Origin of the sequence: Hymenobacter psoromatis, assembly GCF_020012125.1 — a bacterium.
GTDB lineage: Bacteria > Bacteroidota > Bacteroidia > Cytophagales > Hymenobacteraceae > Hymenobacter > Hymenobacter psoromatis.
On sequence record NZ_JAIFAG010000001.1, the window covers coordinates 1,510,582 to 1,523,074 of the forward strand.

The window sequence follows — 12,493 nt, forward strand, 5'->3', positions numbered from 1 at the left end:
TCAGATAGGGGTTCTTCTTCCAACCAGCTCCCTTTGGAGCGCAGCAGAAAGCAGGGGGCCGTGGCGGCTACTAAGCGCTTGCCCACCGCCGGCGACCTCCTCCTGATAACCGCTTCATGCGGCTGCCCCACCCTGTTTGCTGTTCGCGCTCTCCTGTGAAGAGGGGGCAGGTGAACCGCGCTGGCCGCCTCACTCGTTTCGTAACCTTCGCATAATAGCAAAAGCCCCGCGCTACCCCGACCTTTGCGGCGTGCTGATTTTACCCCGAATCGTTATGAAACGCCTGCTTTCCGCCGCCACCGTGCTGGCCCTGCTCACCAGCGCGGCCCACGCCCAACTTCCCACCAACGACCCGCAGGCGGCCCACATCCTGCTGCCCAACGGCTGGAGCCTCACCCCGGCCGGCACCGCGCTGCCGCTCGGCGACCTGCCGCTTAACATGCAGCTCGCGCCGGACGGCAAAATGCTGGCCGTGACCAACAACGGGCAGAGTACGCAGACTATTCAACTTATTGACCCTGCGAGCGAAAAGCTGCTGGATGAGCGCGTGATTGGCAAGGCGTGGTACGGGCTGGCGTTTGGCCCGAAGGGTGATAAGCTCTATGCCTCGGGCGGCAACGACAACATTATTCTGGCCTACCCCACGGCCGGGCGCAAACTCGGCGCGCCCGACACACTGCGCCTGGGCCGGCCCTGGCCAAAGGCCAAAATCAGCCCCACCGGCCTGGCCGTAGACGCGGCCGGGCAGCGCCTCTATGTAGTGACCAAGGAAGACAGCGCGCTCTACGTGCTCGACCTGCAGACCAGGCGCGTGGTGCGCCGCCTACCCCTCGGCGCAGAGGCTTACGGCTGCCTGCTCGCGCCCGATGGTAAGACGCTGTACATCACGCTTTGGGGCGGCGATAAGCTGCTGGCCTACGACCGCGCCACCGGCCGCGTACGCGCCGCGCTGGCCACCGGCAGCCACCCGAATGAGCTGATTCAGCGCCGCGACGGGCGCTATTTGTTTGTGGCGAATGCTAACGATAACTCGGTGTCGGTGGTAGATGCGCGGAGCTTTCGGGTGCTCGAAACCATCTCGACCAGCCTCTTTCCCACGCGCCTCACCGGCTCGACCACCAACGGGCTGGCCCTCTCAGCCGACCAAAAGACGCTTTACATCGCCAATGCCGATAACAACTGCCTGGCTGTGTTCGATGTGAGCCAGCCTGGCCACAGCGCTGCCAAAGGCTTCATCCCGACCGGCTGGTACCCGACCTGCGTGCGCACGGTAGGTAGTAAGATATTGGTAGCCAACGGCAAAGGCATGTCGAGTCTGGCGAACCCGCAGGGGCCGCAGCCAGTGCGCCGCAACGACGACAGCGGCTACCAGTCGGGCGGCGTGCACCGCGAGGTGCAGTACATCGGCGGCTTGTTTAAGGGCACGCTCTCCTTCATTCCTACCCCCGATGCGACCCGGCTTAAGGCGTATACCCGGCAGGTGTACGCCAACACGCCCTTTACCAAGGAAAGCGAAAAGCTGGCGCTGGGCGCGGCCGGCAACCCGGTGCCGCGCCGGGCGGGCGAAACGTCGCCGATTAAGCACGTCTTTTATATTATCAAGGAAAACCGGACTTACGACCAGATGCTGGGCGATGTGCGGGCCGGTGCGGGCGACTCGTCGCTGTGCATTTTTCCGCGGAAAGTGACGCCCAACCACCATGCGCTGGCCGCCGAGTTTGTGCTGCTCGATAATTTTTACGTGAATGCCGAGGTGAGCGCCGACGGCCACAACTGGAGCACCGCCGCCTACGCCACCGACTACGTGGAGAAGTCGTGGCCCATCAGCTACGGCGGGCGCGGCGGCACCTACGACTTCGAGGGCACCCGCAAAGTGGCCTACCCCCGCGACGGCTTCATCTGGGACTACTGCCAGCGCGCGGGCCTGAGCTACCGCACCTACGGCGAGTTTGCGGACTACGGCAAAACCCCGCTTAAGTCGCTGCGTGGGCACGTGTGCGCCCGGTCGCCGGGCTTCAACCTGGACGTGACCGACCAGGAGCGGGTGCGCGTCTGGGCGCAGGATTTTGACTCGTTGCTGGCCAAAAACGCGGTGCCGCAGTTCAGCACCATCCGCCTCAGCAACGACCACACCAGCGGGCAGCGGCTGGGCAAGGTGAGCCCGACGTCGGCCGTGGCCGACAACGACCTGGCCCTGGGCCGGCTGGTGGAGCACTTGTCGCAGAGCGCCATTTGGGGCGAGTCGGTGGTGTTTGTGCTGGAAGACGACGCCCAGAACGGCCCCGACCACATCGACGCGCACCGCTCGCCGGCCTTTGTCATCGGGCCGCACGTGCGGCACGGGGCCGTAGACCACACCCTCTACACCACGGCCGGCGTGATGCGCACGATAGAATTGCTGCTGGGCCTACCCCCCATGAGCCAGTACGATGCCGCCGCCCGGCCGCTGTTTGGCGTCTTTCAAGCTACCCCCAACCCGGCCCCCTACCAGGCCAAACCCAACCAAGTGCCCCTCGATACCCGCAACACCGCCTGGAACCGCAGCGCCGAGCGCTCGGCCAAATTCGACTTTGCCCACGAAGACGAAGTGCCCGATTTAGACCTTAATGAGGTAGTCTGGAAGTCGGTGCGTGGCGAAAATTCGGCGATGCCCGCGCCCCGGCGCGGCGCGTTTTTGCAGCTCACGCCCAAGCGCGATGATGATTAAGAGTAGGGTGCGGGGCTTGTCCCCGCCCGGCGTTGAACAAGTTGGGCGGGTTTTGGGCAACGATGGGCGGGGGCAAGCCCCGCACCCTACTTCGTGGTGAGTTGGCGCGACGCCCGCCCAACCCTACCCCCCCGCCGGCCCGTAAAGCAGCCAGCTTCTGCCTTTCAGGAAGCCCCCAGCTCCTTTTCCATGCTACTCTCTTATTCCCGCCTGACGTGCCTGGGCTTGCTGGGCGGCGGCCTGTTACTCGCGGCCTGCGACAAAGACAGCGATACCACGCCCACCACCGTACTGCCGGCGGCCGTGACGTTTACTAAGCCCGGCCTCTACCCCGAAGGGATGCAGTACGACGACGACCGGCATCATTTTCTGGTCAGCTCGCAGACGGCCGGGGCCGTGGGCCAGGTGAATGATTCAGCTCAATACAAGGTCTTTGCCGACGACCCGCAGCTGATTTCGAGCATCGGGCTGCACCTCGACGTGGCCGGCGGCCGCCTGCTCGTGGCCGTGTCGGACCCTGGCTACAATGCCACCCGCACCAGCGCCGCCACCAAGGGTAAGCTCGCGGCCGTGGCTATTTTCAACCGCGTCACCGGGACTAAAACTGGTTACGTGGACCTCGGCGGCCTGCGCCCGAACTACCCCGCGCACTTCGCCAACGACATTGCGGTCGATGGGGATGGTAATGCCTACGTCACCGATAGCTACGCCCCGATTATCTATAAGATTGATACCAAGGGCGTGGCTTCAGTTTTTCTGGAAGACCCCAGCCTGCAAGCGCCGGCCGGCATGTTTGGCCTCAATGGCATTGTGTATAATCCGAATGGCTACCTGCTCGTGGCGAAGTCGGACGTGGGCGCGCTTATTAAAGTGCCGCTAGACAGCCCCAGTAAATTTGCCCAAGTAAAGCTGCTGGCTACGGGCACAATGGCGCTCAACCTGAGTGGCGACGATGGCTTGCAGCTCCTCGACAATGCTACCCTGCTGGCTGCCTGCAACGCGCAGGGCCAGGTGTACCGCCTGGCCAGCACCGACAACTTTGTGACCGTGAGCGGCACGGGTAGCTTCGCTACCGGCGCGGTGTACCCCACCACGCTGGGCCGGCGCGCGGGCCAGGCCAGCTACGTGCTCTACTCGCACCTCGATTCGCTGCAAGCCATGCTCACGCCGCCCGTCAAGCAGTTTCAGCTCACGAAAGTGGCGTTTTAGCCGGCCACTCCGGCCCGAATAACTGGCCGGCTCCCTAGCTTTAGGGCCGGTAGCTCCGACTGCATCCGTGTTTCTCCTTTTTGCCCGTTTCCATGCTCGCCATTACTTCGCTGCTGCCCTCGCCGGCCGCCGACCACATCAACGCCCTCATCAAGAGCCTGGAAACTGAGTTTGGCCTCACCGACGTGCAGGCAACCCCCGAGCCCCACCTCACCTACCAGATAGTGGAGCCCGCCGACTTGGATACTCTTAAAACGGCCCTGCGCGACATCGCCGCCACTACCCCCTCATTTGTGGCGCATACCACCGGGCTGGGCATGTTTCCGGGCAGCCGGCCGGTTATCTACATCCCGGTGCTGCGCTCGGATGCCCTCAACGAGCTGCACCACCGGGTCTTCAACATCGCGGCCCCGCTGTGCTCGCGTACCGACAAGTTCAGCGCCCCCGACCTGTGGCTGCCCCACGTGTCGCTGGCCCTGCACGACACCACGCCCGAGCTACTGGGTCCCGTTTTGCAATTTCTTAACAATCAAACGTTTAACCTGGAATTAGCCATCAGCAACCTCGCCATTTTGCGCCCCGAGGGCGATATGTTTGTGCGCGAGGAGGTGTTTGAATTCGGCGGGAAGTAGGGGGTAGGGTGTCGGTTGTTAGGAGGAGAAAAGCACGTCATGCAGACCGCAGGGAAGCATCTCGCCCGCATCGTTGGATTACTCGGGGCAGCACTAGAGTAGGACCAAAAAGTATCGGTAGAAAAAAGCTGGACGGTCGGGCGTCTCAAAAAACGGACGCTTTAGCAAACCTCCCGGCTTGGCTCTTCCACACTATGACTAGGTACGAGAAATTGTCTGATTCACTATTATAATTAATAAATAAATACATATTATTTTTAATAATTATTAAGAATACTGCATTATGCTTTTTGAGCTGAGTTTGAGCGCGACATTATCCGCGAACGTATCAAAGCCGGCCTGACGGCCGCACGGGCCCGGGGGCGCCAAGGTGGGCGGCCCAAAGTCCTCTCCAAACAGGTCCTTTCCAAAGCCCAGGCGGCTAAAACTTTCCACTTACAGCAAGACAGAACAGTAGCTGAAATCGGGCAGCTGCTCGGCATAGGCAGGGCCACTGTTTACCGCTGCTTAGCGCATTTAAGTGTCTCTACTGGTGAGAGCACGAGCGTAGTTCCTGGTCTTTAACGCAGGATTACGCTCAACAACCGTTAACCGGTAGTCGCATGGGGGAACCACAGCTGAAATCCACTGCCTGCCCCCTCTACGGAATGGACCTGAATGCTGCCCTGGTGCAGCTGCATGATTTGCTTGGCCAGGCTCAGCCCAATCCCGGAGCCGTTGGGACGGGTAGTGAAAAAAGGAATAAAGATGCTGTCCAGTACGTCGGCGGGAATACCAGTCCCGTTGTCTTTCACCTCCATAACCACCCGTTCCTGTTCATCGGGCCAGGCCAGCAGGCTAATGCGAGGGTTGGGGGTTTGGGTAACTGCCTGCGCCGCATTGAGCACCAAATTGATGAGCACTTGCTCCAGTAAGTGGCCGTCGGCGTGCAACGTGAGGTGAGCGGGGCGCACGCTGATAACTACTTCGATGCCTTGAGCGGTCAGCTGTTCCGCCAGTAGCTGATGGGTCGTCTGAAGCAATTCCTGCACGTAGAGGGTCGTGCGTTGCGGCGGGGCTAAGGTACTGAAGTCGCGGTACACCTGGGCGAAGCGCAGCAATCCTTCGCTGCGCTGCTGAATGATGCGAATGCCGGTGCGCACGTCGTCGAGCAGTTCGGTGGCGCTCGCATCCGACTGCTGGGCTGCCTGCACATGGCGGCCCAACGAATCCGCCAGCGAAGCAATGGGGGCGACCGAGTTCATGATTTCGTGCGTCATCACCCGCAGTAGTTGCTGCCAGGCAGTGGTTTCGGTGTCGGCCAGGGCCTGGCTCACGTTCTTGAAAGCCAGGAGAGTAAATGCTTCGCCCCGCAGCTTAAACTGGGTGACGGACACGAGCAGCTGCACCGTTTGGAGGCCTACCGTCAGTTTCACCACCACGGGCTGGCCGGGCACTGCCCGGCAGATGGCTTCGTACAGCACCGGCTGCCGGGATTGTAGCCCCTTGATGTTTTTCAAATACGGCAGGTGCAGCGTCTGCTTGAACACCTCGTTCACCCAGGCCACGGTGCCCGCCGCGTCGTAGGATACGATACCGGTATCGAGCAGCGCCAGGATGGTTTGCAGGTACTGAAACTGCCCTTCCTGCTCTGCCCGCAACTCCCGAAACGTGGCGTTGACTTGGTTGAAGGCCGCGTGCAAGGGCCGCAGCGCCACCGGGACGGACTGCGTCGGGTACTGCCGCGAAAAGTCGCGGTACTGGAGGGCTAGGGTAAAGTCGGCCAGGGCCTGCTGGCCGCGCGTCAGGTAGCGCGCCAGGTCTAGGACCAAAACTATCAGCAGCACCAGCGCCCCCAGAGCTAGCCCGTAGGCGTGGTACAGCGTGGCGTACCCGCCCCCGGCCAACGCGGCCACCAGCAGTACTAACCGCCTCAGCAGGCGCACGTCCATGCGATTAAATATCATGCTTGTCGAGCCGGCGGTAGAGGGCGGTGCGGGTGAGGCCCAGCTCCTTGGCCGCTTTGGTGAGGTTGCCCTGGTGGCGCTCAATGGCCTGCTGAATGATGTTTTTTTCTACTTCCATCAACGGCGGCGGCGGCTCCGCTACGGTCGCAGCCGCCGCCGATTCGGGGTTCCGAAACGAGAAATCGGCCGGGTGCAGCACGGAGCCAGCCCGCAGGATAACGGCCCGCTCCACGGCGTGTTGCAGCTCCCGCACGTTGCCGGGCCAGGCGTGCGCCCGGAGCTTGCGCAGGGCGGCGGCACTAAATTCCGGCACGGGTTGCCGGTTGCGGGCGGCGTACACCTGCGCGAAGTGCTGGGCCAGCAGGGGCACGTCGTCGTCGCGCTCGCGCAGGGGCGGCAACGTGATTTCGACCGTGTTGAGGCGATACATTAAATCCTGGCGGAAGGCCCCGCGGGCCACCAGCGCGTGCAGCGGGGCGTTGGTGGCCGACAGCAGCCGGATGTCCACCGGCACGGGGACGTTGCTGCCCACGGGCACCACCTGGCGGCTTTGCAGGGCCGTGAGTAGCTTGGCTTGCTGCGGCAGGCCAATGTTGCCAATCTCGTCCAGAAACAGGGTCCCCCCGGTGGCCGCCTCAAACCGGCCCACGCGGCTGGCCTGGGCATCCGTGAACGCGCCCTTGGTGTGCCCGAACAGCTCGCTCTCAAACAACCCCTCGCTGAGCGCGGCCACGTCGGCGGCCACAAAGGGCCGGGCGGCGCGGCGCGACTGCTCGTGCAATGCTTTAGCTACCAATTCTTTACCGGTACCGTTCTCACCGAGTAGCAGCACGTTGGCTTCGGTGGGGGCGACCTTTTCGATGATGGCCCGCACGTCCTGCATGGCCGCCGACTCGCCCAGCAGGGCAGTAGTGGCGACCGGCTCAGGTGACTTTTTTGGGCTGCCCCCACTTTTGCTGTTGGTTTTAGGTTGGAGGGCGGCGGCCAGCGTTTGCAGCAGCTGGTCGTTGTGCCAGGGCTTGAGCAGGAAGTCGGTGGCACCAGCTTTAAGGGCGCGCACCGCCGTACGCACGTCGCCGTAGGCCGTGAGCAGGATAACGGCCGTGGTGGGGTCGTGCTCCAGGATGCGGCCCAGCCAGTAAAAACCCTCGTTGCCCGTCGCCTGGCCGCTGCGGTAGTTCATATCGAGCAGCACGGCGTCGAAGGGCTGCTGGCGGAGCAGCGAAAGCAGCAGTTCCGGGTTTTTCTCCGTCACAACTTCCCGCACCTCGGTTTTGAGCAGCAGCTTAAGCGCGAACAGCACGTCGGGCTCGTCGTCTACCACCAGGATGCGGGCCTGCTTGAGAATCATGAAAAAAGGTTGGGTAAAACGTAAAAGTCGGAGCTGGCGGGTACCCGTCCCAATCCAGGCCATATACAGGGGGGGCTCTCAGAAAACGGAAAATAGCGCACGTTAAGAGTTAAAAGGGGCTGCCAGAACTAGGTGTCGAGTCAAAACCTCCGACTCGGAGATTTTGCCCTATCTGTTTAACAGTACCCAGAGTACGCCAATGCCCCGCATAGCTGAGGCATTGACTGTTAACTTACTACTCTTCTGTTGGGGTAATTTCAAGTGGAACAGCATCTTCGTGCCTTAGAAAGGACCAAATATCAGTGCAAAGCAGATGGTCAAGGGTTTTAATATGGTCCTTGACAATGGGTTCCGTTTTCATATTCGGGCGAATATCACAGTAATAAACCCCATCCAATGGGTTCAGCTTTACCGTGTAGCCCTTGAAATGACCCAGTAGGAACGTTGAGCTGATGCCATATTTTGGTGCCGTTCCTTTGCGCTGCACGTCGTTCAGAAAAATGGCGATGTGCGGAAGGTCGCTGCCAGTGATTTTAGAATATAAGAACTTATCCATAAATATTTTATCGATTCGGTCCTTACTGGTAGTCTTAACGCTACCAATGGCCTTTACATCGCCTTCGTAGCTGATAATCAGGTCGTGCTGGTAGTTCATCTTAAACTGCTCCACTCCATCCACCACGACAGGCACCCGGACAGTGCCCGAAACGGCCGCTACCCCCATTTCCTGCAAAATGAGCTGCATCAGCCGCTCGAATAAATCGCCGTTAATCTTCCGGGCCGTGTTGCTCTCCCCAGCCGGTAGGCCATCCAGGGCAGCGCCAATGCTCTGCTGAATGCTATACACGGTGTTGTTTAGGCTGCTGCGCAGGCCAGCGTTATCTTCTATGTCCCGCAGGTTTTGCAGAGTAGAGATGAAATTTCCGCGAATGGCCCCGAACTCCGCAGCCTGGTACATCAATTGGGAATTGATGGGCCGGGTAATCTGAAAACCAGCAGTTTCGTCGTATTGCCAGAATCGGTAATGATTCTCGTTTTGTGATACAATAACCGCTTGCAAGTGCCCTGCTGCAACAAAATCTAGGTAGTGTTGGCAGAAATCAATGTACCCCTGTAGGGTGGTGAAGTTGTCCTTGTTTCGGGCTCTAGTAGTAAGCTGGTTGATGGTCATCGGATGGAGGTGCGGCGTTTATTGTTGTCAAAGTCGTATTTCTTCCACTTTCCAATGCTCCAATCTTCCACCAGTTCCAGGCGGTCGGCGGCCCAGCCCAGGTACTCGGGAGCAATGTCACAGGCCAACCAGCGGCGCTTCAGTTGCTCCGCGCAAACGGCGGTAGTTCCCGAGCCCGAAAAGGGGTCCAGTACCGTGTCGCCCACGTTGGAAGATGCCAGGAGAATCTTGCGCACCAACTCTTCGGGCTTTTGGGTAGGGTGGGGCGTTTTTTCGTGCATGCCGTTGCACGTAGTCGGAATTTCCAGCACATCCTTGGGCTTGGCCCCATCAGGGTGCGGGTGCCAGACATGACTTTTCTCTTTGCCTTTGCCGAAGTTGCTTGTTTCCGCTTGGGGGTGCGTTGGGTACTTCAGCGTGTGCTCTCCGTAGGGAATGCGTACTTCGTCAATGTTAAACGTGTGGTCTTTCCCCTTGCGCAAATGCAGGATGCTCTCATGGCTTCTTCCCCAATCACTACCCAGGTTGGCCTTGTTCTTATAGTGCCAGATAATCCACCGGCACCCTTTGAAGAACTTCATCGAGGGCGCTTTGAGGTCGGCCAGAATTTCGGAGAAGCCGCAGATGTACAGCGTACCGTTTGGCCGCAGCACACGCGCCGCTTGCTCAATCCAAAGTATTGACCAATCAACGTAGGCTTGGTGACTCTCAAAAGTATCCCAATCTGCTTTTTTGATATTGTAAGGCGGGTCAGCAAAAATCAGGTTCACTGATTCAGCCGGTAGTGATTGCATCCAGGCGATGGAATCCCCCAGCCATAGGGTGCCGTTTAGGTGCTGATAGAAAGGCTGAGGTGTGGTTGTTTCAGGGTTTATTTCAACTCGGTGCCCTTTGGGGGCAGGAGCAGCAAACAAGGAAGGTGAATTAAGTTGTTTTGAGGATTTATTGCGGGAATATGTTTTCGTTTCTGCCTTCATCAAGAACTCTTTTTGAGCAATGTGTAGAGCTGAACAGGACACTAGAGTTTACCTGAAAGCTGTTCCAAACCACTAAAGTAGGTAATTTAAGTGAGTGCCTGCCGAAGAAAACAGGGGCATCTTACCGGAAAAATACCACGTCGGATACGGCCCACCTAGAAAGGGTATTGTTAAACAGATAGGGCATAACCTCCGAATTAGAGGTTTCGACTCGACACTTAGCCCTGGCAGCCCCCTTTTAGCCCTTAATGTACTCTATTCTCCGTTTTCTGAGAGGACCTCATAAATCGTGCAGGCTTCGAAAAATACTGGGTTTCAGTCGACCAGGCCGTTTTCTGTCCGTCAACAGATTCGAACTGTATCAGAACCGAACGGTCAACTGTATCAAAACCGGACGCTCGGCAGCAACTGGCAACCAGGACTCAAAAGCAGACTGCTGATTAGCAAGCGTTTGTGAGTAAGGCACTGTTCTTGGCACCTCTGGTCAATAGCTTTTTGCAGCTAGTGCCTGCGCCGAACTGAATGGATATTCTGACACCGAAGAAAAGATGGTCGTGGGTGGTCCGCTGGTGGTGGCTGGGGGCCCTGCTGCTGGCGGGCACGGGCGCGGCCAGCCGCTACTGGCCCCGGCCGGGGCAACGGCTGCACGTTGCGGCCAGCCGGTTGACCATCAGCCCCGTCACGCGGGGTAATTTTCAGGAATTTACAGCTATCGATGGGGTCGTGCAGCCGCTGCGCACCGTGTACCTGGACGCGGCGGAGGCCGGCACCGTGCAGCAGGTACTGGTAGAGGAAGGCACCACCCTAACGGCGGGCCAGCCCCTGCTGCAGCTGGCCAACCCCGACCTGCAACTGGAAATGGTGAACCGCGAAACGGCCGTGTACGACCTGATGAACAACCTGCGCAACACCCGCAACCAGCTGCTGCAAAACCGCATCCTGCGCCAGAATCAGCTGGCCGACATCGACTTCCAACTGGCCGAGGCCCGGCGGGTGTTTGACACCAACCAGGTGCTCTACGACCAGAAGGTGATTGCGCGGCAGGACTACCTGCAAAGCCAGAACACCTACCGCTACCAGCTGCGCCGGCGGCAGCTCACGCAGCAGACCCTGCGCCAGGATTCGGTGGCCATGCTGCAGCAGCTGGGCACCATGCAGGAATCGGTGCGGCGCATGACCAGCAACCTGGCCCTGATGCGACGCAAGATGGACGACCTGCTGCTACGGGCCCCGGTGGGCGGGCGGCTCAGCTCGCTGGCCGCGGAAGTGGGCGAGGCCAAGACGCGGGGCCAGCGCCTGGGGCAGATTGACGCGCTGGCGGGCGTGAAACTACACGCCGCAGTGGACGAGTTTTACATTGCCCGCATCGCAGCCGGTCAGGTAGGCGAAGTGGTGGTGGATGGCCAGGCGTATGCCTTGCGCGTGACCAAAATCTTCGCGCAGGTGGCCAAAGGCCTGCAAATCGACTTGGCCTTTACCGGCACCCCGCCACCGGGCCTGCGGCGGGGCCAGACCCTGCCCATCCGGCTGGCACTGAGTGCAAAAGCCCCGGCGGTGCTGCTACCTAGAGGGGGCTTTTACCAGCAAACGGTGGGCAACTGGGCCTTTCGGCTGGATGCCGATGGCAGCCAGGCCGAGCGGGTAGCCATCCGGCTAGGGCGGCAGAACCCTGACTATTACGAAGTGCTGGCGGGCTTGCGGCCCGGTGACCAAGTGGTAACGTCCAGCTACGAAGGCTACGCCGACCAGCAGGAGCTGGTGCTGGATAAGGACCGTCCCTAGGCAACTAAAATTGACCAGTAAAGCATGGAACTCATGATTAAGACCGAAAACCTGGAAAAGGTGTACCGCACCGAGGAGGTGCAAACCAAGGCGCTGAACCACGTTTCGCTGACGGTGGAGCAGGGGGAGTTTGTGGCCATCATGGGTCCCTCGGGCTGCGGCAAATCGACGCTGCTCAACCTGTTGGGCCTGCTCGATGAGCCCGACGGCGGCAGCCTGCAACTGCTGGGCACCGAAACCAGCCGCTACTCGGAGCGGCAGCGGGCCGAGCTGCGCAAGCGCAGCCTGGGCTTCGTGTTTCAGAGCTTCAACCTGATTGACGAGCTGACGGTGTTTGAGAACGTGGAGCTGCCCCTGCGCTACCTCGGCGTGGGGGCCGCCGAGCGGCGGCAGCGGGTGGAGCGGGTGCTGGAAAAAATGCAGCTGCTGCACCGGCGCAACCACTTTCCGCTGCAACTCTCGGGCGGGCAGCAGCAGCGCGTGGCCGTAGCCCGCGCCGTGGTGAATGCCCCGCCGCTCCTGCTGGCCGACGAGCCCACCGGCAACCTCGACTCGGCCAGCAGCCACGACGTGCTGGGCCTGCTGACCGAATTGAACGAGGCGGGTACCACCGTGCTCATGGTCACGCACTCCGAGCACGACGCCCGGTACGCCCGGCGCGTCATCCGCCTGCTTGACGGGCAGGTGGTGCTGGAAAATAGCCGCGGCCAATTCTGAA

Annotated in this window: 9 protein-coding genes; 5 read left to right on the top strand and 4 right to left on the bottom strand. The window is 60.3% G+C overall.

The window, feature by feature from the left end:
- Window positions 1-250: 250 nt before the first annotated feature.
- The 3 genes from LC531_RS06520 to LC531_RS06530 all read left to right on the top strand — a co-directional run bounded on the left by LC531_RS06520 (window position 251) and on the right by LC531_RS06530 (window position 4,548).
- Window positions 251-2,707: an alkaline phosphatase family protein gene (locus tag LC531_RS06520; RefSeq protein ID WP_332874891.1), complete on the top strand. Its 2,457-nt coding sequence runs from the start codon at window positions 251-253 to the stop codon at window positions 2,705-2,707.
- Window positions 2,708-2,896: 189 nt separating this feature from the next.
- Window positions 2,897-3,916, top strand: a complete 1,020-nt coding sequence (locus LC531_RS06525; RefSeq protein WP_223649508.1) for an SMP-30/gluconolactonase/LRE family protein — start codon at window positions 2,897-2,899, stop codon at window positions 3,914-3,916.
- A gap of 92 nt (window positions 3,917-4,008) precedes the next feature.
- Window positions 4,009-4,548 carry a 2'-5' RNA ligase family protein gene (locus tag LC531_RS06530; protein WP_223649509.1) on the top strand — a complete coding sequence of 180 codons (540 nt, stop codon included), beginning with the start codon at window positions 4,009-4,011 and terminating at the stop codon, window positions 4,546-4,548.
- Between the two features lie 587 nt (window positions 4,549-5,135).
- On the opposite strand, the gene LC531_RS06540 is transcribed toward LC531_RS06530, so the two are convergent.
- From LC531_RS06540 to LC531_RS06555, 4 genes are all read right to left on the bottom strand, one after another.
- Window positions 5,136-6,494 (bottom strand): sensor histidine kinase, encoded by a 1,359-nt coding sequence (locus LC531_RS06540; protein ID WP_223649510.1) that lies wholly within the window; start codon window positions 6,492-6,494, stop codon window positions 5,136-5,138.
- Window positions 6,484-7,845, bottom strand: a complete 1,362-nt coding sequence (locus LC531_RS06545; RefSeq protein WP_223649511.1) for a sigma-54-dependent transcriptional regulator — start codon at window positions 7,843-7,845, stop codon at window positions 6,484-6,486. The genes LC531_RS06540 and LC531_RS06545 overlap by 11 nt, the downstream gene beginning before the upstream one ends.
- 235 nt (window positions 7,846-8,080) lie before the next feature.
- Window positions 8,081-9,016, bottom strand: coding sequence for a hypothetical protein (locus LC531_RS06550; RefSeq protein WP_223649512.1), 936 nt, complete (start codon window positions 9,014-9,016; stop codon window positions 8,081-8,083).
- Complete coding sequence (locus LC531_RS06555; RefSeq protein WP_223649513.1) at window positions 9,013-10,035, bottom strand: DNA-methyltransferase; 1,023 nt, start codon at window positions 10,033-10,035, stop codon at window positions 9,013-9,015. The genes LC531_RS06550 and LC531_RS06555 overlap by 4 nt, the downstream gene beginning before the upstream one ends.
- Window positions 10,036-10,515: 480 nt before the next feature.
- Here LC531_RS06555 and LC531_RS06560 point away from each other — a divergent pair, with 480 nt between their 5' ends.
- Both LC531_RS06560 and LC531_RS06565 read left to right on the top strand, forming a co-directional pair.
- Window positions 10,516-11,775: an efflux RND transporter periplasmic adaptor subunit gene (locus tag LC531_RS06560; RefSeq protein ID WP_223649514.1), complete on the top strand. Its 1,260-nt coding sequence runs from the start codon at window positions 10,516-10,518 to the stop codon at window positions 11,773-11,775.
- Between the two features lie 33 nt (window positions 11,776-11,808).
- Window positions 11,809-12,492, top strand: a complete 684-nt coding sequence (locus LC531_RS06565; protein WP_223649515.1) for an ABC transporter ATP-binding protein — start codon at window positions 11,809-11,811, stop codon at window positions 12,490-12,492.
- Window position 12,493: the final 1 nt, after the last annotated feature.